18 protein-coding genes are annotated in these 23,635 nt (G+C 55.2%); 11 read left to right on the top strand and 7 right to left on the bottom strand.

Annotated elements, in window-relative coordinates:
- Together VFO10_RS27960 and VFO10_RS27955 are read left to right on the top strand one after the other, a co-directional pair.
- The coding region (locus VFO10_RS27960) for a neutral/alkaline non-lysosomal ceramidase C-terminal domain-containing protein (protein WP_325145316.1) at positions 1 to 780 on the top strand (780 nt) is incomplete at its 5' end.
- 79 nt (positions 781 to 859) lie between these two features.
- Positions 860 to 1,438, top strand: coding sequence for a peroxidase-related enzyme (locus VFO10_RS27955; protein WP_325145315.1), 579 nt, complete (start codon positions 860 to 862; stop codon positions 1,436 to 1,438).
- Between the two features lie 15 nt (positions 1,439 to 1,453).
- On the opposite strand, the gene VFO10_RS27950 is transcribed toward VFO10_RS27955, so the two are convergent.
- On the bottom strand, positions 1,454 to 2,122 hold the full coding sequence (locus VFO10_RS27950; RefSeq protein WP_325145314.1) for a hypothetical protein: 669 nt from the start codon (positions 2,120 to 2,122) through the stop codon (positions 1,454 to 1,456).
- A 285-nt stretch (positions 2,123 to 2,407) separates the two neighbouring features.
- Between VFO10_RS27950 and VFO10_RS27945 the strand changes: the two genes are divergently transcribed.
- Both VFO10_RS27945 and VFO10_RS27940 read left to right on the top strand, forming a co-directional pair.
- Positions 2,408 to 3,400 (top strand): DUF898 family protein, encoded by a 993-nt coding sequence (locus VFO10_RS27945; protein WP_325145313.1) that lies wholly within the window; start codon positions 2,408 to 2,410, stop codon positions 3,398 to 3,400.
- Positions 3,401 to 3,402: 2 nt separating this feature from the next.
- A complete protein-coding gene (locus VFO10_RS27940; RefSeq protein ID WP_325145312.1) occupies positions 3,403 to 4,509 on the top strand; it encodes a M48 family metallopeptidase in 1,107 nt (368 codons plus the stop codon).
- On the opposite strand, the gene VFO10_RS27935 is transcribed toward VFO10_RS27940, so the two are convergent.
- Positions 4,506 to 5,363, bottom strand: a complete 858-nt coding sequence (locus VFO10_RS27935; RefSeq protein ID WP_325145311.1) for a DUF72 domain-containing protein — start codon at positions 5,361 to 5,363, stop codon at positions 4,506 to 4,508. The genes VFO10_RS27940 and VFO10_RS27935 overlap by 4 nt on opposite strands.
- Before the next feature lie 9 nt (positions 5,364 to 5,372).
- Positions 5,373 to 5,855, bottom strand: a complete 483-nt coding sequence (locus tag VFO10_RS27930) for a hypothetical protein (RefSeq protein ID WP_325145310.1) — start codon at positions 5,853 to 5,855, stop codon at positions 5,373 to 5,375.
- A 191-nt stretch (positions 5,856 to 6,046) separates the two neighbouring features.
- Here VFO10_RS27930 and VFO10_RS27925 point away from each other — a divergent pair, with 191 nt between their 5' ends.
- Positions 6,047 to 7,006 (top strand): hypothetical protein, encoded by a 960-nt coding sequence (locus VFO10_RS27925; RefSeq protein ID WP_325145309.1) that lies wholly within the window; start codon positions 6,047 to 6,049, stop codon positions 7,004 to 7,006.
- Between the two features lie 83 nt (positions 7,007 to 7,089).
- Here the strand turns inward: VFO10_RS27925 and VFO10_RS27920 are convergent, their stop codons facing one another.
- Positions 7,090 to 8,010, bottom strand: a complete 921-nt coding sequence (locus tag VFO10_RS27920; RefSeq protein WP_325145308.1) for a DUF1338 domain-containing protein — start codon at positions 8,008 to 8,010, stop codon at positions 7,090 to 7,092.
- A 98-nt stretch (positions 8,011 to 8,108) separates the two neighbouring features.
- On the opposite strand from VFO10_RS27920, the gene VFO10_RS27915 reads away from it, so the two are divergent.
- Positions 8,109 to 9,020 carry a hypothetical protein gene (locus VFO10_RS27915; protein WP_325145307.1) on the top strand — a complete coding sequence of 304 codons (912 nt, stop codon included), beginning with the start codon at positions 8,109 to 8,111 and terminating at the stop codon, positions 9,018 to 9,020.
- Between the two features lie 66 nt (positions 9,021 to 9,086).
- On the opposite strand, the gene VFO10_RS27910 is transcribed toward VFO10_RS27915, so the two are convergent.
- Positions 9,087 to 9,233 (bottom strand): hypothetical protein, encoded by a 147-nt coding sequence (locus VFO10_RS27910; protein ID WP_325145306.1) that lies wholly within the window; start codon positions 9,231 to 9,233, stop codon positions 9,087 to 9,089.
- Between the two features lie 270 nt (positions 9,234 to 9,503).
- Complete coding sequence (locus tag VFO10_RS27905; protein ID WP_325145305.1) at positions 9,504 to 10,670, bottom strand: tetratricopeptide repeat protein; 1,167 nt, start codon at positions 10,668 to 10,670, stop codon at positions 9,504 to 9,506.
- 391 nt (positions 10,671 to 11,061) lie between these two features.
- Here VFO10_RS27905 and VFO10_RS27900 point away from each other — a divergent pair, with 391 nt between their 5' ends.
- The 4 genes from VFO10_RS27900 (at position 11,062) to VFO10_RS27885 (ending at position 19,132) form a co-directional block, all read left to right on the top strand.
- Positions 11,062 to 11,868: a hypothetical protein gene (locus VFO10_RS27900; RefSeq protein WP_325145304.1), complete on the top strand. Its 807-nt coding sequence runs from the start codon at positions 11,062 to 11,064 to the stop codon at positions 11,866 to 11,868.
- A gap of 294 nt (positions 11,869 to 12,162) precedes the next feature.
- On the top strand, positions 12,163 to 13,419 hold the full coding sequence (locus VFO10_RS27895) for a hypothetical protein (RefSeq protein ID WP_325145303.1): 1,257 nt from the start codon (positions 12,163 to 12,165) through the stop codon (positions 13,417 to 13,419).
- Between the two features lie 24 nt (positions 13,420 to 13,443).
- A complete protein-coding gene (locus tag VFO10_RS27890; protein ID WP_325145302.1) occupies positions 13,444 to 17,628 on the top strand; it encodes a carboxyl transferase domain-containing protein in 4,185 nt (1,394 codons plus the stop codon).
- 112 nt (positions 17,629 to 17,740) lie between these two features.
- Entirely contained in the window at positions 17,741 to 19,132 is a 1,392-nt protein-coding gene (locus tag VFO10_RS27885) for a hypothetical protein (protein WP_325145301.1), read from the top strand.
- 49 nt (positions 19,133 to 19,181) lie between these two features.
- Here the strand turns inward: VFO10_RS27885 and VFO10_RS27880 are convergent, their stop codons facing one another.
- Positions 19,182 to 21,149 (bottom strand): adenylate/guanylate cyclase domain-containing protein, encoded by a 1,968-nt coding sequence (locus tag VFO10_RS27880; protein ID WP_325145300.1) that lies wholly within the window; start codon positions 21,147 to 21,149, stop codon positions 19,182 to 19,184.
- A gap of 184 nt (positions 21,150 to 21,333) precedes the next feature.
- On the opposite strand from VFO10_RS27880, the gene VFO10_RS27875 reads away from it, so the two are divergent.
- Positions 21,334 to 23,622: a hypothetical protein gene (locus VFO10_RS27875; RefSeq protein ID WP_325145299.1), complete on the top strand. Its 2,289-nt coding sequence runs from the start codon at positions 21,334 to 21,336 to the stop codon at positions 23,620 to 23,622.
- Positions 23,623 to 23,635: the final 13 nt, after the last annotated feature.

Here is a 23,635-nt window from a genome sequence, read left to right as displayed (position 1 = left end):
CATGTGAATATCAAGGGCCCGACCATGACGCCACAGATCATGCCGCTGCAGATCATCAAGATCGGGAGCGTGGCCTTGATCGCGGTTCCGGCTGAAGTCACCACCATGTCCGGCCGTCGTTTCCGTAAGGCCGTGGTGAATGAACTCGCGCCGCTGGGTGTGCGCTATGGTGTGATCAGCAGTCTCGCCAACTCTTATGCTTCCTATCTCGCCACGCGCGAGGAGTATGCGAAGCAGTGGTACGAAGGGGCTGCGACTCTGTTCGGGCCGCATGAGCAGGCTGCGTTTCAGCAGGAATTCGTGAAGCTGTCGCGCGCCATCGTTCAGAATGCCGAGGTTCCCGCCGGTCCCACCCCGGAGGATATCACCGGCAAATCCGTGGACCTGACCGCCAAGGTCTTCCTGGATGATAAGCCTTTGAATAAAAAATATGGTTCGGTGATCACCCAGCCTTTGGCCGCCTATACTCGCGGGGACACAGTCAGCGTTCAGTTCTGGGGTGCGCATCCCAATAATAATTACCGCACGCAGGATAGCTTTCTGATCGTGGAAAAACTGGTCGGTGATGTTTACCTGCCGGTTCGCTACGATTTTGATCCCGACACGACCTACCGTTGGGAACGCAGCGGCATTGCCAACTCGAAGGTCACCATCACCTGGCATACGGAAGGCGCTGAACCGGGCACCTACCGTATTCGTCATCAGGGTGATGAAAAATCCGGCTGGACGGGCCGCATCACGCCTTATCAGGGCGTTTCCGATGCCTTTGTGCTGAATTGAAAATCAGGCTCCTTCGCAGGATGCAAAATCCCGGTCTGCCGGGTAAGATGGAAGTGTCATCCCATGCAAAGGAGCACTGATGTTTCTGAAGGAAGTCGCAGCCGCGAGACAGGGACGCTACGGGGAAATGATCACCAAAAATCTGGCCGCCGGGCTCCCCGTCTCCGGCATCTGGCATCTCTTTGCCTACAAACCCGAGATGACTCAGCTTCTCTCCGCCTTCACCGAAGCCATCATGCGCGGCCCCTCGCCCCTGACCATCGGCCAGCGCGAACTCATCGCCGCCGTGACCAGCGCCACCAACCGCTGCGCCTTCTGCACCGGCTCCCACGTGGCTGTGGCCACAGAACTCCTTGGTAACGAGGACCAGGTCCGCGCCGCCTGCACCAACCCCGAAACCGCGCCACTGACCGAAGCCGAAAAAGTCCTCCTCCACTTCGTCCGCAAGATCACGAAGGAAGCTCACCGCACCGACCAGGCCGACATCGACGAACTCAAAGCCGCCGGCTGGTCGGATGAAGCCATCTATGATGCGATCAATGTGTGTGCGCTTTTTAATTTTTATAATCGGTGGAATGATGCGAACGGCACACCGGATATGAGTCATGAGGCTTATGCGCTGTCAGGGAAGCGTTTGGCGACCAAGGGCTATGTTTAAGGCAGGCGCCAACCATCAAAACGTATAACCCAAATAAAAGCGCAGCAGAGTCAGCCGCGATTCCTTGACCAAAGTCTTAAAGTCATCCCCTTCCTCAGCCACAAGCTGAGGATCCACACCTGGCGCTTCATCCGCGCGCAAAGATCCGTGAACCAGAGGCACCATCATCCCGACCCAATCACAGCCAATGGTGAAGGTCGGCCACTGCCATTGGTTGCCGAATGCGAGCGTGACACCAAGGCTATCCATGGTGAAGTCGGCAACGCCTTCACGGGACGAATAGGAAAGTTCGTTGGTGGCGACCTGCGTGAGCCGGCGCATGAAACCACTGCCTTCCGCGTAAAAGCTATTGGCAAAAAACTGCTTAAAACCGGCCGTCAGCAGCCGAGCGTGGACCTCATCATCATGCCCGAGGAAAAGGTTTAATAGAAAGTCCTTCATATCCACTCCTGTCGTATAAGACAGAGTGTAAAGACGATCCGGCTCCTGAAAGTAGCCGAGGTTCAGAGAAAAGCCCAAATAAGGTATCAGACTGCCAAGCCCGGCCGTCACCTGAAACCTTGCGTCCTGCCTATAGTCGACGCTCCTGAGTATGGGCGGATTCACAACCGGAACTTCGGCAGGATGCGGCGCAGCGAAAGCCTCGAACGAAAGCATGAAGACGAGAAGGCAGGAGTATCGCATCGAGCTGAGGTCCTTTCCCTTTGCGAAGGCGTTAAACTTACTTCACCGCGAAGCTCCATAATATCACTTGCGAAACATAATCATATTCATTATTCACGCCCTGAGGTCCGAAGCGGAAGCCGTCCGTTTCCCCCTTCCGTTCACCCCAAAAATCCCGCCCCCTTCACTCCTGGGCCTCGAAGTCACTTTCTGAGGACGCTCCATCAATCCAGCTGCAATAAACACCGCCCAAACTCGTCTCCCCCAGGCGTATCAACCCCTCTATTCAATGCTAAGGTTGCCAAAATGACAGAAATACAGGAAAACGCCCCGCAAAGTCAGTCAAGTCCCGTCGATCTCACGCTGGGTTTCAACGGCCAGGCGTTGGACTATCTTCTGATCCTTTTGAAAACCACCCTGCTCACCCTTGTGACCCTTGGCCTCTATTACCCCTGGGCCCGCGCGGAACGCCTGCGCTTTCTGATGAATCATACGAAACTCGGATCTCACGCGTTTTCCTTCACCGGCAACGGCAAGGAAATCGCCATCGGCTATTTCAAAGGCCTTCTGGTTTACGGAGTCATCTATGCCGGCATTATCTATGGCAGCCGTATCACGGCGGAATCGCCGGTTCTGGGCGCCGTGCTGTCCGGTATTTTCACACTCCTCTTCTACGGCCTTCTGCCTTTGGTCATCTGGGGTGGTAAAGCCTATCGCCTCTCGCGCACACGTTACCGCTCGATATATTTTTCCATAGATCGAAGCCAGCGGAATGCTTTCTTCAAGCGCTACGCCCTGGACCTTATTTTCGTTTCTCTGACGCTCGGTCTTTACCTGCCGGTGCTGCTTTATAACCTTAGAAAAAATCTGACCAACGCCACCCGCTGGGGCAACGTTCCCTTCAGCTATACCGCGCGCCTCAGCGATTCCTATTGGCTCGCGATTGAAAACGCGCTGCTGATGGTCGTGACCTGCTATCTTTATACTCCGTTTGCCCTGGCCAGGCGCATGAACTTCGATGCCAACCATACCCGCATCGGTGATCAGACCGTTGTGCGCGCGCAGCTCACCGGCATCGATATCATCTCCATGATCTTTGTGCCTCTGATTCTGACCACTTTGACTCTCGGCCTCGCCTACCCTTGGGTTGCGGTCTGGGCTCGTCAGCGCCTTCTGCAGCGTTACGCTGTGTTGGGCCAGTTTGATTTCTCCGCTGTTCGTCAAAACAAGGACCTTGCCTCGGCAGGTGGGGAAACCATGAGTGATCTTTGGGGCGTGGACATGTCGCTGGGAGTCTGATCATGCAGCAGGTTTTTTCCGCTATTTTTTGCGACGGCCAAAGCCCAGTCGAAGAATCAGTCCAGGCGTCCTTTATCCAAGGGCAGTGGATCATTCAGCGGGTGAATGCGCCGTCCCTTACATGGACGATGGCCGAACTTCACTGGGAGAAACAGCCCAACGCTGTACTCTATACGCATAGAAAAACCGATGCGACCCTTCTTGTATCCGGCGCGGATCTTGCCAACCTTCCAGGTCTGGACGCGCTCGACAAGGTTCGCGGTTCACGAAAAAATGCGGTGATCGCCGGCCTTCTGGCCTCGGTCATCGTCCTCGTCACGCTCTTGATCATGGGCATGCGGCCTTTATCACGAGGCATCGCCAGCAGCATCAGCCCGGAAAGGGAGCGCCAGCTGTTCGCCTCGCTCCTTCCCGAAACTTTTTTTGAAAAACATGGCTGCCATGATATGCAGGCGAACGAAATTCTGGCTGAACTCGGACAGAAGATTCGCCCGCAGGATGCAAACGCGGCCCCCATCGACTTTATGCTCCTCGACTGGGACATGGCGAATGCCTTTGCCCTTCCCGGCCGCAAGATCGCGGTCACAACAGGACTTCTGCGGCGCATTCATAGTTCCGAGGAACTGCTGGCCATTCTCGGTCATGAATTGGGTCATGTGGAACTCAGACATAATCTGAGTGAATTCATTCGCGCGTCGCTGTCCGGCTTTGCCTGGGGTGTTCTGGTCGGTGATTTTTCCGGAGCCTTTGTCGTCGATCCCTCGCTGATGAAACAGGCCGGGGAAATGGCCCTATCACGCGAAATGGAAGAGGAGGCGGATCATTTCGGTGCCGAGCGTCTCGTGGCAACAGGCTACAGCCCGAAGGCCCTGGCCTCGGCGCTGGATGCGATCACGATGCGAGAGGACGACAAGGAAGAGACTCACGCTATTCTGCGCTTTTTAAAGCCGGTGCTCGATATTTTCTCGACCCACCCGGAAACATCGAAACGCGTAGCCAGCCTCCGGGAGAGCTACCCCCAGCCGGAAGGCAAAGAAGCCCTGAGCCTTCAATCCTGGAATATCCTGCGAACGGCCTGCGAAAAAGCGCCCGCCGAGGACGACGATTAATGTAAAACCCGCTTCTCATAAAGATACCGCAGCGCGAAATCCACCGTCTGCGGAATCGCTCCGTGCCTTTCCTGATGAGCGAAGAAATACAGCTCATCCATCCCGGCCTCGGCCCATTCCGTCAGCCTATCCATCCAGGCCCGCACGCGCTGATCGTCCTTCCGCGAGGGGAAGCAACCCAGAAACCGCACCATGACCTTCGGCTGCGTTAAAGCCATATGCACCACATCGCGCCGCCCAGGACTGTCGGTGATGACTGTGGCTATTTTGCTTTTGAAAAGAAGATTGATGACAGGATCCAAAAGCATATGATCCTTGAACCAATCTGGATGCCGGAACTCGATCGCCAGGGGAAACGCGTTATCCCAATGCTCAATGAAGCCCACCAAAGCAGGAAAATGCGCAGGCGCAAACCAGTCGGGCAGCTGCATGAATATGAGTCCCAGGTGATCCTCGAACCAGCTGCACACCGTCTTGAACCTTTGCATCAGCTCCACATCAAGCGACTGATGCATCTTATGCGAAAGATCCTGCGGCACCTTCGGGCAGAAGGAAAAACCCTCCGGCACCTGGGCCACCCAGCCCGCGACCTGATGCGCAGCGGGCAGGTGATAAAAAGAGCCGTTATATTCCACGCAATCATAATGCTGAGCATAAGCGGAGAGATATTCGGAAGGACGCGCGCCCTCGGGATAGACAGTACCTGTCCATTCCTTGCAAACCCACACCGGAGCCCCGCAGCGTATGAGGCCACGGCCCTTGTGATCGAGCTTTAAAAATCCCTGTGTGCGCGGCCGGGGATCCGGCAGGGCCAGATCCAAAGCGCGATCATCCTGAACGCGACCGAAGTGCATAAAAAAATCTCACAGGCGGAAGCGCACATGAGCCAGGAACGTGTCCTTGATCAGGCCCTTGTATTCGCCGATCCAGCTATAAAGTTTCGTGTTCTCGACGCCAAGGCCGATGTACTGATCCAGATCCGCAGTCAAACCATAGGTCAAGGTCGGCCCGAAGAGGACCTCCGATTCATCCAGACTGTGATGAATCAGTCCGAACCCGGGCGACAGGTAGTATTCAAAAATACCAACCTTCACATGACCACGACCCGATGCGCCGATCGCAAAGATCGCGGGAGCCCCTTTGTCCTCGTCCTTGGAAAAGATCCGCAGATAGCCGCCGTAACTTTCCGTGGCGGTGTCGTTGACCAAAAAGTCTCCACCGAGCGCAAGGCCACCCTCATCAATTCCCGCGTGGACGATCGCCTGCTTGGCCCGGCCACCGCTCTGCGCAGCCAAAGGCTGAGCGGCAAGGGTTCCTGCAAGAAGCAGGGCAGCAAAAAGTTTCATAGAGGCTCCTCAATGCGATGAAAGGTCATGGAAGGGATGCACATCCCCGTGTCCATCCTTTAGGTACATCGAAAACGACGTGCGATGCAAGCCCTCACCCGATCATCCAAGCCAACTGGACCTGCATGCCGCGAATTGGTTATGATGGATGTCAGTGTTTCAGCTCTCGCTGTTCGTCCAAGGAGACAGATATGATCCTGCGGTCCCTTTCCACGTGCCTGGCTCTGATCGCTTTATGGGCAACTCCCACGTTTGCGGTGGAGCGTGAGACTTTGATTCAGGACTATAAAAAGGTCCTGGAGAAATTCCACAGCCGTTCGGCTTATATCGGCCAGGGCAATCCGAAAGTCACCCATCACCCGATGACCACCGAGCAGTGCCTCGACAAAGCGAAGAAAGCTGGCGTCACTTTCGAAAACCCGCAGTTTGAAAAAATCTGCGGTGCACCTTACATGGCTCCCCTTTATAATCCCGCCAAGGAGAAAGCGGAAGCTGCGAAAGTGTGCATCGACCAGTTTGAATTCCCGAATGTGCCCTGTGAATATCCAGTCGTCTGGACCCGCGCGGTGGAAGCCGCCGACATCTGCACGTCCATCGGCAAACGTATCTGTGATGCGCATGAGTGGGAAGGGGCCTGCGCCGGCGCTTTGGAGGAGCCGGATTACGCCTTTGATACCTTCAAGGACGCATCACCTGAAAACAAAATAAGGCAGCGCCGCCTCGCGCATAATCGCGTGGCGGATAAGAACGCTGTCTATTCCTATGGCAAGGAACGTAAAAAAGGGATCTGCGGCATGAACTCCATCAAGGACGACGGCTGCAACGGTGGCGACTGGCAGCGCTGCGGTTCGAACACCTATCCCGTCGGCTCCTTCCCGGATTGCAAGAGCGCGCTGGAAGTCTTCGATCTGCATGGCAACGCCGCGGAGCACATGAATCTGCCGACCAAGGCCGAAGAGATGGCGAGCAAAGGCAGCAAGGAACTCGGTTACACGGAAATGAAGGGCAGCTGGTTTATCTGGGATAAATACCAGGCACATCCGGATCACTGCCGTTGGCGCGCCCCGTACTGGCACGGCACACGTTTGCGTCACCCTGATAGTCACGCGAACTATCATCTGAGCTTTCGCTGCTGCAAGGATGTGAAGTAGGATTCGTTGGAACATTCAAGCTGGAAACAAGCTTGGGTCGCAATGGTAAGGCCTCGGTCATCAAAAACCGAGGCCTTTTTGTTTCATTTGAAGGTCGATTCAAAAATCTTATCGGCGTTCGAAGTCACAAAACCCTGATAGTACGACTGCCATTGGCCATCCGTTTTCTTACCAGCCAGGGGATAGCGATACGCGAATTCCACAAAGCCGTAAGGCACCTTCTCCAGGCCTTCCTGGAATTCGTACTCCATATCCACGGCCATCGTCGAAATCTGCTCCAGAAGAAGATCAGGCGTGCCCTTCACGACACCGCCCACCTTGTTCATCGGCACCTTCACATCCTTCTCCAAAAAGTCGGCGAGTTCTTTTATCCCCTTGAAGGATTTCAGAAGATGAACGCTGACGGTGAAGTGATTGATCTGATGCCCATAGAGCATGGTCCACGACGCGTACTCGCTCTCTTTCTTCAGGACTTCATAATCGCGAAGGCTCGGCCGATTCCATGAAGGGAAGGTCGTGAGCAGCGTTACGCATTCCTTGATCAATGCATCAGCGGCGTCCTGCTTGCCGGCTTTCACCTGATCACGCAGCTGCTGGATGCGGCGCAAAGGGGAAGCGGTCACCTGCGACGTCAGGCGGCGAATGACTTCCTGAAAGTCCGAGGAGAATTTGGTCGGGATCAATTCCGAAACGAAGATCTTGGGCGAAGCGTCGCGCGTGTGCCCGGTCACATCCGGTGGACAGAGCCAGAACGCTTTCAGCTGCTTCGCGTCAAAGAAATAATCATCTTTGCGCGTGTAGCCGAGGACTTCGAACACACCCTGCAGGATATGAGCGCCGGTGAATTCACCGGGCAAGGTGCGATAAGCCACGTGATCTTCGGTCCACTCTTCACCGCGAGCCTGGAACGCCTGGTTCAGCTTCGCCACATCCGGCACGAGCTGCGTGTAATGTTTCCAGAGTCTTTTAAAGACCTCACGACGGCAATGATTGATGAGTTCCACCCGCGTCCTCCTTCCGTTATAATCCAGCGATCACCATAGCATGGTCCGCGGACTCATGTTAAGATGCAAGCCATCGACCGGGGAGAAACCCAGACCCTATGACCTACCAAAGTTTGAAAGAAACCACCTACGAGGCAGGCGGTCCGTCTCGGGTGCTTTTGATATCACCGCATGGTGCAGACGCCAAGGATTTCCTGGAGGCGTTTCCGATGATAGCCGCCGATGCGCGACTTCAAGCAGTGTGGCCGCTTTTCGAAACATATTTAGCGATAGAACGCGATGTCGGTGCGGATGAGCTGGCTCATGCCATCGCTCATAACCTTGCTCGACGTTATGACGTATCGAGCCAGGTCGTCTGTGTGAACTATCCCCGCGCCATCATTGACGGGGGCCGGCTGATGGATCACTGCCTGCGATCCTGTCTGCCGACCGCGCTTTTCGTCGAGCTGAAGGAAAGTTTTCTGGCCATTCATCAAAAGACGCTCGATCGCGTGACGGCGCTTTATGAGGAAATGAGAGCGGGCCACGCGGCTTATCTGATCGACGTGCATTCGATGGCGAGCTTCTGTCCCGTGGATGGCAACGGCAGCCGTTATATCCTGCCCGTTTCCTTCCAGCGTTTGGAAGATTACGTGACGCAATTCATCGAAGCGCGCGATCACAAATACCGGCGCAGCATCGACCTCATCACAGCCGACGATCACGGTCAGCGCTGGGCGGATCCTCGCCTTGTGGCCTCCATTCAAAACGCGCTGAATGACGCCGACTATCCGCAGCTGGAAAATGTTCCCTACTGCGCATCGTCCGCGTTCCTGAGCGGTCAGCACATTCGCAGCGTGCCCTCGATTTCCCTCGACGTGCCGAAGCATCTTCTGTCGAGCTGGGCCGAAGATTTCACTGATTATCAATTGGATGACGTGCCTTTATCCGGGGATAAGATCGAGCGTCTGGGCCGCTGCCTCGCGGATGCGATTCACGACGCATTGCCCCCAAAAAACCGAAGGGACTGACTCATGTCAGCCCCCTCCACCATGCAAGCTTAGGCCTTCCCAGGATTGGGAAAAGAGAGTCTGGGATCATACTATGGCATCAGCATCCTTTTGTTCGGAGCCGTTGACATCCTGCTCATTATCCTGCGATGGGGGCGCCTCGGTGTTTTGGGAACGATGCAAGGTATCGTTGTCCTGGCTGGGCAATCCTACGATGTAACGTCCAAATCGCATTGCGGGGCTTCCCTCTATTGCTTGTGTGCAGCAAATCTTATAATTCCTTATCGGAAGGCATAGGCGATAATTGACTGAATCATGTACGATGCTGTAACAATAGAGCAATAATGCCATACATTTTGGTGAAGGTGACTTTTGTCGTGTGCAGAATCCTTCTTTAAACCCTTGGCTTTTGGGTGTAAAAAAGGGGCCCACAAGGCCCCTCGACTTTGAAATGACAGATACTAATTGGCTCCAGTCGCACGACGGCCTACTGAGCCTTCACGATCACGCGCCGATCGGCTCCAGTCGCGCCAGGGCCTGCTGGGCCTTCACGAAATCCGGCTTCCGGGCCAGGGCCATCTGAAAATACTGAGCCGCAGGTCCGTGTTCCCGGCGCTTGGCATGAGCAAGTCCCAGGTTATAGTAGATCGCATGGGCGAACTCGCTTTCATGCACCTCACCCAGGCACTGTTCATACATGCGAATGGCCCCATCCAGATCCTTTTCTTTGGACAGACGTACACCTTCATTATTCAGAAACTGCACGAGTTCAGCATCACTATGACTCTTGCGCAGATGACGGCAGGCATCGAGCACGCGGCCCTCGGCCATCGCAACCTTGGCGAGCACATCCGCAGCCAGGCGATCCTTTTCATCCAGCTGCTTCAGGTGCAGCATGGTGAGCCGGGCCTTATCGTGATTGCCGACCTCATAGCTGGCCTGGCCGGAATCCGCCAGCAGCTGAAGGTTAAGGGGATTGCGCGGCAAAAGCTCATCGAGCATCGACGCCGCCTCTTTAAAGTTCCTGTCATACATATGCGAGACGGCCATGCGATGGGTCGCCGGCAAAAATCCTGGATTCACTTTCAAAGCGGCGGTGAAGAACTTCCGCGCCTCGCTGGTCTTCTTTTCCTTCAAAGCGATTTCGCCCAGGAGCGTGAGGATCCGCTCCTGATAGCCATGGGTTCGGAAAAGGCTGAGGCAGAGTTCCCGAGCCATCGTCAAAAGCCCGGAATAATAGGCTCCGCGCGCACTGCGCATCGTGATCTCGAAGGGATTCAATTCCGACTCGGCCCGCAGAAGGGATTCCAGGCGACTGGCAATCCGATCGGCCGTGAAGGGTTTGGGAAGGACATAGCGGACATCGAATTCCTCAAAGACAGGCTTCATCGCTTCACTAATGGAATCCACCAGGATCAGATAGTTCTCCGTTCCATAATGCCCGCTGGCGCGTATGCGCTGCATCAGACTGATGCCGGATAGACCTGTGGTTTCATGCCGGAGGACGAAGAGGTGGAAAGTCTCCTGGGGGTCCAGGTTCAAAACCTCCCGGCTGTCCAGCATCACCCGGATCTGTTCGATTCCAAATGAACGCAGGATATGGAAGAGGATATCCCCTTCCTCTTTCGTGCTCGCGACGACGGCGACCCTTTTATCTCGATACTGCTGCATGCCCGGACTCCTTACCTTAAATAAGAGACTGCCGCTAAGTACGTCTCTGCCAAAGCTCTGAACCAGGGCTGATGGAGGAATGGACCGATGCTACAGGGGAACTCTATTGCTACGGATCTTATCGCTCAATCGCATGAGGCGCTTGAGATAAGCTCTTTTAACGAAAAAACCTCTGTCATACCCGGCACTGAGCGCCGTGATTTTGGAACGTTTTTCCATGTAAGATTCCAAAGCCTCGTTCCGGCCCCCCTCGATTCTTACGCCGGATCAGAATCGAACTTCGCCTTTGCAAATTCTCCATTCGTTACGCCCGAGTAAGATTATTTTCCATTCAAGATTTCAGGGCGGAATGCCGATAGTGCTTCGATTCGCCTTTCTTGGGGGGACAGATATGCGACGGAATTTCCTAAAGATCACAGGACTATTTTTCAGCACAACGCTGCTTTTTTCTGCAAAAGCGATGGCCGAGGCGGGTACCCTGGAGGAAAAGATCCGCCCTCAGTTTGACCTGAATGCAGTCGATGCTTCCGACCTGACCAGTGACAATATCCTTCAGGACGGTCACCTCGTGGCGTCCCGGGATTCGGATAATAACGCGGTTGACCGCGCCTTTGGCAAGATGGACAAGCGCCGCGCCAAGGGCCAGCGTTATAAGTACTGGTACCTCCTTCCCCTGGGCATTCCCCAGTTTACCGAAGGTTACCGCGGAATCGGCTCAGCCTTCGCCGTCGGACAGGTCGGCTCTTTGGCTTTATACTATGATCGCATGAAAAAAGTGGATGCCGGCAACGCCGCCGCTACCGACGCCACCCGGAACCTGACGCCCGCCCAGGCCGCTCAGAATCCTTTCGTGGTGAATTTTTTGAACGCCAATGAAAAATCAGTGAAGGATGCGCAGAAGGAACAGAAGTATTTCCTCTTCGCCTTCGTGGGGCTTTATGGTCTGAGCGTCTATGAAGCTCTCTATGATCCTTTGGATATGCGGAAGCTGGATGCTCTGCGTAAAAAGAAGCGGGACAAGGATAGGGACCGGGATGATGACGAAGCCCGCGATCGCGATCGGGATCGTGACCGCGATGACGATGACGACGATGAAGCTCTGAACAATCGCCGCAATCGTTCACGCTTTGGTTTTATGATTGTGCCTTCAGATAAGTCCTATGACGTTGCGATGGGCTGGCAGATGACGCTGCCCTGATCGCGTTCAGTTACCCGGTTTGATCCTTATGGCTGCGAACCGGGTCCACACTCTCCTTCGATGCCAGGGCCCATTCAGACTTCTGCTATTTTTGAACGCACCAACCTTGATACCGGAAACCTCGGGGAACCCCCTCATAAAATTTCCCAGCTGCTCTATTTCGAGCGTTGAGCGGCATATAAGCAAGCGCGACCTGAGGGAGAAGCTTGAAAGCAGCAGAACCAAGCCTTCCAGAAACTGGAACACATTCTGCAAGCTTTCGTTTCGTAGAAATAGGCATGAGGGAGAGCAAACATGAAGCGGAAGGGTCTCGATCCACAGAAGTGCCCACGCAATCTTGCAATACTCGCCGAGGGTGCTCAGCTCTGGCGCTGTCTGCAAAGCCTCCGCGCCTTCAATCGTGATTATCAATGTCAGGTGCGAAGTCTCGCATTTTACGATAGGGAGCTTGATGCCCAGCGCTTCGCTCGTAACGCGGATGTGCTTATCCCCTGGGATTCGACAGCGGTGCCCGCATCCTGGAATTTTCTCTATGAGCAGCTGGAGCTTCATCAGGTCGACATGCTGTGGCTCGATGCCTCCTATGCCGCGCAGCGAGGTCCTTTCAGTGAAATCTGTGCGTCTTTGCGAATCACGATGCTCGGGTGTCAGCCGCTTGATGACAACGCCCTGGCTCTGAAACATAGGGCCGCTCAACTGGATATTCCCCTGCTGCCCTGGCAGGAATTGTCGATACACGATCGCGCGCGGGCGGCCCTTCAGGCCGAAAGCCTGGGATTCCCGCTGAAAATCGTAGCGGCTCATGCGCATGCAGCCGCGGAAACCTGGACTGTCGCCGAGGCCCAGGATTGGCCCGCGGCCTGGGAAATGGTAGGCCGTATCGCAGCTCGCGAATCCTTGCGCAGCGATTTTTATATTGAGGCTCTCACAAGCGATGCACGAATTCTGACTGTTCCTGTCCTGCGCGATGCCGAGGGTCATGTGCAGGCTTTGAATATACTGGAACTCGTGGAAGAAGCCGGGCAGACGCTTTGGGAAGAGATGCCTCCTCCGGATCTTTCCACTGGACTTAGGGAACAGCTGCAAAGCTGGAGCCGCCAGTTGCTAAACGCCGAGGGCCCTGCCCTCTGCAGCTCGGTTCGTTTTCTTTATGAACCGGAGACAGACAAGGCCTGGCTTTACGATAGGCAGTCCTGCCTTGCCGAGCATGAGCTCCTTCTGGAAGAGGCCCTGGGCATGGATATCGGTAAAACCCGACTCTACCTTGCCGCTGGTGGCACGCTGGATCACGACTGGGATCAAACGCGAAGTCATTTCATGGCCCTCTCGCTGCCTGTCGCAGCTCGTGATCCGGGCCGGAAAACTCTACGTTTAAACGTATTTCGTCCTATGCTCGCCGCTGGCGTGCAAGTCGAATCCTGGGTGCGCGAAGGTGATGACGTCGCCGCGGGCGCCTCCCTCGGCACCATGCTCTGCCGCGGTTCTCATCGCACGGACACTCTGGAGCGGGTCACCGAGGCCCTTAAGGAAAGCAAAATCCTTTTGGAATGAGGAGCCCTGATCAAGGAACATTCTTTGAAACGGGTCAGGCTCGCCCATGGTCAGGCTCGTGGGCTGCGCGATCCCCCGCAGGAACTATTTTATGTGGTGGCGGGGCTTGAGCTCTATCGCGAGCACATCGAGGCGGAACAGTCCAGCTTCCATAAAAACGCAGCCCGCGGTCGCCCATCCCTGCGTACCGAATCCGCCCCGTTCTTGCATCTGAGCATAGGTCAGCAAACTGTGCCGCTCAAAATAGCGAGGCTCGGCCCGGATCTTTATCAGCTTCGACTGCAAGGCTACGCGCTGATGCTGCGTTACCATATGGACAGTCCGTGGGAACGCAGCCTGCAGTTTGTGAACGGGCCCTTGCTTCCCATACTCGTGCATGCGGACGGCGAAAGTTTCGGAATCGAAATCGAAGGTGTGCATGAAACCGTCAGGCGTCCGCATATCGAAACTGTGCGTGCACCCGGTCCCGGCGTGATACAAAGCATTCACGTGAAGGTCGGCGATCAGGTGAAAAAGGGCGACAGCCTTTTGACTCTGGAAGCCATGAAAATGGAACTCGCTGTGACTGCACCTTGCGATGGGCGCGTGCAGCAGGTCTTTGTGGTGACCAACACCCCCGCTCTGCGCGGCAGTTCCCTGCTTCAATTGCAGACGACGCCATCGCCTCTGCCCCTCGCGCAGGGCGAAGCCGATGCCGCATTCCAGCCTTGGCTGCAGCATGCGAGTGAGTCGATGCATGGCCTCCACGGTTTTTATCTGAAAGCTGTGCTGCTCGGTTATGATGTTGATCCTGATGCCCTCCCCTTGGAATTGCGGAGCTATCAGCAGTATCTCGCGACTCTCGATATTGCCGAGGCACAGGCGGAGATCCATGAGCTTTTGACTAGCTTCATCGCGATTAAACGCCTCTTCCGCAAACATCCTCATCCTTTGCCCGATGATGAACTGGATCATTTTGCAAGCGAAGACCACCTGATCACCTACCTCCGCACGCCGGAAAAAACCGTGGCTCTGCCCGCCGCATTCCTGGTGGATTTGGAGCGGGCGCTGCGGCTTTACCGTGAAGACGGAACAAAAGACGGCGCGCAGCGCGATGCCTTGTACTGGCTCTATCAAAGCAAGTGTGCTGAGCCCGCCCAGCTTCAGATAGTCAACGCTCTGCTGGAATTCCTACGAAACCTTCCCGTGCCGACGGGCCCGGCCGCCACTCGTGAACTCAAGTGCCTCCAGGATCTGCAGTCTATCGCTCAGAATCGTTTTCAGGATCTTTACGAACTTTGTCTTCATTTGAAATATGCCCGCTTTGAAAAAGCGCTCTTTGAACGAACGAAAACCCGTAGCCTGGCCCAGGCCGAGCAGCTTTTGACCCAATTGGAACGAGAGCCTCATCGCCGCGATATCTGGCAGGCATTGATTGATGTCCCCTATCCTCTGGGTCCGATGCTGATGCAGCGTCTCTGCCAAGGGACTGCGGCGCAAAAAGTCCAGCTGCTGGGACTCTTATTGAGCCGCTACTACTGTCAGCATCAAACCGAAGCCTGGCATGAAGGAGCATCAACGGTCCCTCCGTCTCTGTCATGCCAGCTGCAAATCGATCATAAACCTGGGCTATTGACAGCCTTTTATATCGAACCTCGGGGCAGGCAAGGACTGAAGGATAATCTTTTGCTGCTTTTGGAACGCAACGCGCATGGAAGCATGCACACGATTGAACTCTTCCTGGGTGACGGCGTGAGCGTTGCCGATATCCAGGCCGACCTGCAGGATACGATCTGGCCAGACAATCTGCGGCGCGTGACTCTTCATGGTCGGGGCCCTGCTGCGGAAACCTGCAGCTTCCTTACCCTGCAGCGGGATGATGAGGGACGATTGCATGAGTCCACCTTCTTTCAAAATTTTCATCCCAGTTTTGCCGATCGCCTGCAGCTGGAACGCTGGCGCAATTTCAATCTCGAACGCCTGCCGTCCGCCCCTTCGATCTTCCTCTTCCGCGCGGTGGCCCGGCAGAATCCCAAGGACGAACGTTTGGTGGCCATGGCCGAGGTGCGGGAGCTTCACGCCATCCGTGATGCCGATGGCCGCGTCATGAGCCTGCCCCATCTTGAACACCTTGTGAGCGATTGCTTTGCCAGCATTCGTTCCGTGCAGATGCAAAGACCACGCAACCGACTCCACTGGAATGTGATTGAGCTGCGTGTCTGGCCCGTCCTGGATCTGGGCCGTCAGGAGCTTTATCAGATCGCCCGATCCCTGGCGCGCGGCTCGGAACATCTGGGTCTGGAAAAGCTGCTGTGGCGAGGACCTGTCAAAGATCCAGCAACCGGCCGGGTTCACGATCGACTGCTGGAATTCAAAAAACCCAGCGGCATGGATTTGACGATACACGACCTCGCTCCCAGTGAGCAAACGGTCGAGGCTCTGACCGAATACCAGCAAAAGGTGATAAAGCTGCGACAACGATCCTTGATCTATCCCTATGAATTGATCCGCATGTACTGCCGTGAAGAAGACGCGCAATCGAATTTTCCCAGGGGTTGTTTTCAGGAATATGATCTTGTGGATGGAATGCTCCAGCCGGTGAATCGACCCTGGGGAGAGAATCGCAGCAATATCGTCGTTGGGACCATCCGGCATGATACAGAACGCTATCCTGAAGGCATGCAGCGGGTGATTCTGCTCGGTGATCCCTCGCGCGGGCTGGGCAATCTTTCCGAACCCGAATGTCGGCGCATCATCGCAGCCCTTGATCTTGCGCAAGCGCGGAACGCTCCTGTGGAATGGTTCGCCATCTCGTCCGGGGCGAAGATCGCGATGGACAGCGGCACGGAAAACATGGACTGGATCGCTGCAGCGCTGCGAAAAATCATAGACTTCACCCAGCACGGGGGCGAGATCAACATCGTCGTCATGGGGATCAATGTCGGAGCGCAGCCCTACTGGAACGCGGAAGCCACCATGCTGATGCATACGAAGGGCGTCCTGATCATGCTGCCTCAAAGCGCAATGGTCCTGACAGGGAAAAGGGCCCTGGATTATTCAGGCGGTGTCTCAGCCGAGGATGATCTTGGGATTGGTGGGTATTCAAGGATCATGGGCATCAACGGCCAGGCCCAGTATTTCGCGCAGGATGCGGCCGAAGCCTGCACGATACTTCTGCAGCATTATGAACACAGCTACGTGGCGCCGGGTGAACGCTTCCCAAGACCCGCCGTGACTCATGATCCGATCGATCGTGATGTCTGCACCTATCCGCATGGAGGTGAGTTTGCGGTGGTGGGTCAGGTGTTCGCGCCCCTTGATAATCCGGGACGCAAAAAACCCTTTGAAATAAGGCAAATCATGCGGGCGACCATCGACCAGGACCATGCTCCCCTGGAACGCTGGGCGGATATGCTCGACGCTGAAAACGCGGTGGTATGGGATGCGCATCTCGGCGGCCATCCCGTCTGTCTGCTCGGCATTGAATCGAAACCCATGCATCGAAAGGGAGCCGTGCATGCGGATGGACCTGAACAGTGGACGGGTGGAACACTGTTCCCACTCGCCTCGAAAAAAATCGCGCGGGCCATCAACGCCGCGAGTGGCGTCCGGCCTCTGGTCGTTCTCGCCAACCTTTCGGGATTTGACGGTTCACCGGAGTCGATGCGCCTTTGCCAACTCGAATTCGGAGCCGAGATCGGGCGCGCTGTGGTGAATTTTTCAGGACCTATCGTCTTCTGCGTGGTGTCCCGCTTTCACGGAGGCGCCTATGTGGTCTTCTCGAAGACTCTGAACGATAATCTCCAGATTCTGGCTCTGGAAGGCACCTATGCCTCCGTCATTGGTGGAGCCCCGGCTGCGGGTGTGGTCTTCGCCGGGGAAGTGGAACTCAGGGCCCAGCAGCATCCGGATATCGTCGCGCTCCAGGACGCTTTGAAAAAGGCGGATGCGACCCTGAAGAAAGACCTTTATAAGCAGCTTGAAGTCAAGCTTGGACAGGTACGCGCCCTGATGGTCGGACAGATAGCGGAGGAATTCGACCACGAGCACAGCGTACAACGGGCACTGCAGGTAGGATCCCTGCATCGCATCATCGCCCCGGAGCGTTTGCGCCCGGAAGTCATTGCAGCGCTGGAACCAGGTATGACCATGGAAAAGAATCGGTGGCTGGCAGGGCTCAGGGGTTCGCAAATGCACGAGGGTTCTGTGGGCCCTCGTCCGGCCGGATAGCCAATGCTGAAGTAATTGATTTCTAGTCTTCGTGAGTTATACGATTACGCTCAAGCGGAATTGCGGGGCACCGAGGATATGTGCGTAATTCGTAATAACGAAGGAATTGTCAATGAATGCAAACAAGATGGTCCCCGCAATTCTTACTTTCGCCGGATTAGTTGCTTGCGGTAAGTCTTCGAGTAAGTCGGACGCTGCAGCCAACAACACAGGCACCACCAGAACGCCCTCTGGTACTGTACAGGCTGCCAGCGTGGATGAACTGGGTCTGACCGGAGCGTTGAACATCAACCTCCCTCCCGCGCTGTCAGAAGGCACAAGCCTTCGCCTCGCCGAAGACCAGAAGAAGTCAATGGAAGCATGCCTGATGCGCGAAAGCGCCAAGCAGCTGGTTACCCAGATCAAAATGATCTCCAGCACACTTTGCCACATTGAAGCTGAAGGGAAAAACATTCCCTGGAATACTCCTGTCATCCTCGATGTCGGGGACATGGCAGCCGGCCCGGCTCTGCAAGGAGGACCCGGTGATACGTTTGATCCCAATACAGTCGATCCCAATACGATCGATCCCAATACAATAGATCCTAGCACGACTGGTGATAAGACTGGTGATACGACCACTCCACCAAGCTTTACCATTCCGAAAATTGGTATCTACACCGATGATTCAGACGGCAACAATATCGCTGTCTATATCTGCGAAGGCGAAACGACAACGGACATGAAACTGTCTCAAGCCTTCAAAATCACAGGTTCGAAGACCATCACCAAAGATGGAAAATCGGTGAAGGTCAGCAAGGGTACGATTCATATCTCTTCGGGTGACGATACCATGGGAACCTTTAAAGGTGCCATCGGTTTCGACTCGAACTATACCGAAGCAGATGCGAGCGCGATGAAGCTCGAAGTGAAGTTTGGATTCAGCGGCTTCTCTTTTGCTCAGAAGTTTGAAATCGGTGCCAACGACTCTGGATTCTCCAAAGTTTCGATCTCGGAATCCGGAACGATGGACTTCGGCGTGGGCGACCCCTTCTCCTTCAAAAACGCGGGTATCGGCGTATTTGATGCCATCAACGGCAACGTGCTCTATAACTACGAAGGCAACGGTCGGCAGTTCGCCACCCAGGCCTGCGTCGATGCCAATAGCTATCTGACCGACTGTACTGCAACCAAATTTGCCGAAGGCGGCACGCTGCACCTGAAGAGCACGGATGTGCCAGGTGTATTGGCCGCGGCCTTCTCGCCAACGGCTCCATCGGGCTTTGATTGTGCAACGGCCGACTGGTCCAAGACTATCAAACCCGCGACCGATAGCGCAACAAACGCCAAGCATGACGCCTGTAATGAAGGCATGATGGATCAAGCTGCTGCCAGCATGTCAGGCATGTCGAAGTGCTTCTCGGATACGGGTTATGCAAAAAGCGAACAGCCAGCAGACATCGAATTCTCGGAAGTACAACCTGGTGATTTCGAACCAGAGCTTCCCGAACTCCCTGCTGAATAAGTTCTGAATATCAAGACGGGTGGTGTTACGGCACCACCCGTTCTTCATTTCAGGAGGCTTCGTTCAAAGCCGCAAGGGTTCGGGAGCGATAGAGACGAACCGGGTGCATGATCCCGCGCAACTCATAGAAACCGCAGTCCATCACGGCCGATTCCGGCAGATGATGCGCCACGGCTTCACTCATCAGGATTTCCTGGGGCTGAGCGCGCCCCTCGATGCGCGAGGCGATATTCACCGTGGAACCAATGGCCGTAAAATCCGAACGTCGTTCACTCCCAAAGATTCCCACAGTAGCCATGCCCTGATGAATTCCGATTCTTAATTTGAAGTGATGGACGCGTGACATGGCGACCAGAAGATCCTGGGCACAGGCCACTGCGCGTTCCGCTTGAATTTTCGCATCCAAAGGCGTTGGGGCTCCGAAGATCACCATGGCGGCATCCCCGATGAATTTATCAATGGTGCCGCCATGCTTATAGACCACTTCCGTGACGATATGCATGAAGTCATTCAGCAGCGCCACAGTCTGCGGCCGGTCTAAATCCCCGGACAGAGCTGTGAAACCCACGATATCGCAGAACATGAGGGTGATGAGTTCATCCTTGGGTTCGGCTTCCAGGCGCGAGCGTCCCTGGACGATCTCCGCGACGATGACCGGCGGCAGGAATCGGGCCAGCACAGCCTGCTGGATATAGGTCTGGAGTTTTTCGATGCTCCTGTTTTTACTGCGGAGATTCCAAAGCATGAAGGCCGCGAGCAGCAAACCGAAAATCAATCCGCCGGCGATGATTTTCAGCAGATTGAAATTTTTAATATCATAGTCCTTCACCAGATTCTCGGTACGAACCCGAGCCAATTCAATCGCATTGCTGTTGTTTTCCATGATCTGCCGGATCTTGGGTTCCAGCTGCTGCAGATAGATTCGCCAGAACGCCTGCAGAACGCGCAGACGGGCGTCCACAGGAAGATCAAGATCCATCAGTTCGCGGGTCAGTTGAATACTGGTGTCGGGCCCACTGCCTTTTTCCAACATGGAAAAGCAGTCCGACAGATCCGTGCTTTCCTTGAGCCCAAACCTTACGATCGCCTGATAGCAGGCCAGACTCGGGAGCCTTTGCAGATCGAGATGTTTTTCCAGCTGAATGTTCGCCAAAGCTGACCTGGCCTTGGCGTTTTCTTTCAGGTGAAAATAGGCCAGGGCCGAATAAACCTGGGCGTCGAGCCAGGGTCGGCTGGTGCGGGGCAGTTTCGAGAATTCCTGAAGGGCGGCCTTGTAATCCTGAAATAGAAAGATATGGTTCAGACCCTTGTTAAAGGCCATGTACTCAGCAATATAGAGTGATTCAGGATCCTCCTGGTAAGCCTGTTCCAAGGCATCATAGAGCTTCATGCTTTCCCGCTGCATGGCCTCGCTATTGAGCGAGAATGAATAGACATTCGCCACCGTCCAGTTCAGATCGAGCCGACTCCGTAGCGCGTCCCGAGGCAGCGTAGCCAGGGCCTGCTGGTAAAATTCACGCGCCCGGCTTATGTCTGTGGCATCGAAAGTCATGTTCAAAAGAATAATGGCGACCCGGGTCGGCACCACGGTGCCGGGCAATTCTCTTTGACTCTGCTCCCAGATCTTCTCTGTTTGCTGAATAGCGCTTTCCACGAATTTGTTGGGATTCATGTAAGTGCAGAGCGCCACCATCTCATAATCATCGGCCTTGATCCCGGTACAGATGTTCATCGCATCCTGGGTCTGACCACGATCATCGTATTGTCTGAGCTTCAAACGCCTAAGGATATAGTCCGTGTCCGAATCAGGTTTTCGTCCCCGTTCATAGGCTTCGATCTTTTCCAGTAGGCCCTTGCCGGGCATAGGTTCCAGAATCTTTTCCAGTCGGCGTTCCGCGCGCGAATAGGGGCCGAGGACATGCTCGGGATCATTGATGTTCGCAAATGCGAAAAAAGGCCAGAAGGCCAGCAGCGCCCCCAGCAACTTGAGTTTCCCGTATGTCCAAACTTTAAACATGAACGTCTCCGTTGCTTTCCATCGGCTCCTTTTTTTGATCAAACAGAGGCAATTTTTGCCGGCATCGCAACAGCATTTCGATCAGGTCCTGACCCAGCTGTTAGAGCTGTCCCATGGCTAGTACGAATTAGCCAGGCGATGATCCTGCTCCTGCTCTTTATTTTCCATGCTGATGAGGTAGCTGATGAAAATGCGACACTCCACTTCTGTTCTCGTGGCCCCTCTCCTTCTGGCCTTTATCCAAGCCTGCGGTGGTCCCGCAGCGTCCTCCAAAAGGACTTTGAATCCGTCCACTGAGGGTCTCAAAATCCCGGCCAAAGGCCAAAATCTGATCCGCTCCACGGCCAGCGAAGAAAAATTCCTGGAACCCGTGAAAACCGAGGCCGTAAGTTCGGACACCATATCCATCTCGGGTGTGCAGGACGAGAACGGCGCCAATGCCAGCGTTTCCGTCGATCCGATCAGCGGCACGCCGCTGCTTCTTTCGGGCCGACTGCCCCTGAATCTCCTGGAAAAACTCCCGGGCGTGAAAGACGCCACCGACCTGAAGCGTCTTGCGGGCAACAGCGAGGCGGACCAGGCGAAATTCGCAGGTCAGCTGGCTGATCTTGTGAAAGAGTTCGTCAAAGAACAGCCGGGCAAGTTCGGCTTTCAGATTGAAAATCTGAAACTCAACCTGGAACAGTTCTATGTGGATGATGAGTCCCTCCTCCTCGGCTTTGACTACGATGTAGGTGGTTATAAGCTGATGGGCGGGCATGTGGGATTCCGCTTCAGCCAGGGTCAACTCGTTCAGGTTTTATCGCGAACCTTCGGCGTGGATCAGGAGAAGCTGGAAGAGCCCGCCGAGCTTGATGCCAAGGAGCTGGCGGCCGTCACGACTGCCGCTGTGCTCGGGGCCACATCCACTGTCGATGAAGGCAGTCTGGGCAAGGTTCTTTACCCCCGCGTTGGTGCGAATGGCAAATATGAATTCAAACATGGTCTTTACTTCACCGCCGCAACGCCGGAAGGCGAACCCTATGGGATGATTCGAAGCGTGACGGACAATGAAGTTTTGGAATGGCAGCCCCTGCGTTTCAGTTATGAAGGCAAGGTCCTGGCCAGCGTGAATCAAAGAGCACCCGGTGGACCTCTGGTCGATGCCGCTCTGCCCTTTGTCATGGTGCAAACCTCAGCCGCCAGTGGCTTCGCCGATGCCATGGGCCAGATTTCCCTCAGCGGAACCGATGCCGTCTCGGCTCTTGATTCCGCCAATTTCAAGATCGTGAATGCGCAAGGGAAACAAGCCCGTGCCTCGGGAACCGGCAACATACTTTTCAATAACAGCAACTCGACTCTGGCGGAACGCAATGTGTTCTATCATCTGCAGAAGGTGCAGAACTGGGCCAAGGACGTTGTGAATCCCAAATGGTTCAGCAGCAAGGTGACCGCTAACGTGAACCTGAGCGAGACCTGTAACGCTTACTGGGATGGCCGTAGCCTGAACTTCATGAGCGCCAGCTCGCAGTGTGCCAACACCGGGGAAATCGCCGACGTTGTGTATCACGAGTGGGGTCACGGCCTGGATGCCAACATCGGTGGCATTACGGATGGTGCGTATTCCGAAGGTATCGGTGACATCATTTCGACCTTCATCACCCAGTCTCCCGATATGGCTCCTGGCTTTCAGAAAGGCCGTTCAGGAAGTGGCTCGATCCGTTACCTCGATTCCAATTATTCCTATCCACCCAGGGATAAGGAAGTTCACACCGAAGGTCTGGTGATCGGTTCCACCTGGTACCATGTGATCCAGAACTTCGAGAAGCGTTATGGTGCGGAAGGTCGCGCCATGGCCAAGAAGTTGTTCCTGAAGAGTCTTTATACGACCACGCAGTATGAAGATTCCTACGAAGCGACTTTGGCTTTGGATGCGAACGGCGGCGATCCGGCTTCGGGGAAAAACTTCTGTCTGATTACCGATGCCTTTGCCCGTCATGGTCTGGCCAAGCGTTCACCGAAGTGTAACGGCATGAATGAGCCAGGTGTTCCGGCTCCTACGCCGACGCCAGCTCCGAATCCAACACCGGCTCCTACGCCGAAGCCCACGCCAGCGCCTGCACCGCAGCCAGCGCCTCAGCCTGCTCCACAAAAGGCCGAGATCACCTGGTTGACCAGCGGCTTCATCGAAAGCATGAACATCGACTGGCTCGGCGCAAGTGCTCGCATCAAGATGAACCTTGTGAATGAAAGCAAGGGCGCTCTGCAGGGCTGTATCTTCCGCGTCACGGCCAACCAGCTCGCCAATGGTCGCGTCGTGAGTCGTCGGGATAACGTTCTGCTCCGCGATAATCCTGCGACGCTGCCCAGTGGCGAACCGAAGGCTTTGGTCGCTACGATTCAGCTTCCTTGGGGATCGTCGCGTCAGAACCTTGAAATCCTTCTGAGCGCGAACTGTAACGGTCAACCCGTTCCGGTCGTCGAAAAGAACTGATCGTTCCTGATGC

It is taken from the genome of Oligoflexus sp., assembly GCF_035712445.1.
In the GTDB taxonomy this organism is placed as follows: Bacteria; Bdellovibrionota_B; Oligoflexia; order Oligoflexales; family Oligoflexaceae; genus Oligoflexus.
Note: the sequence above shows the minus strand (reverse complement) of the source record. Positions and strands in the feature narration are given on the sequence as shown.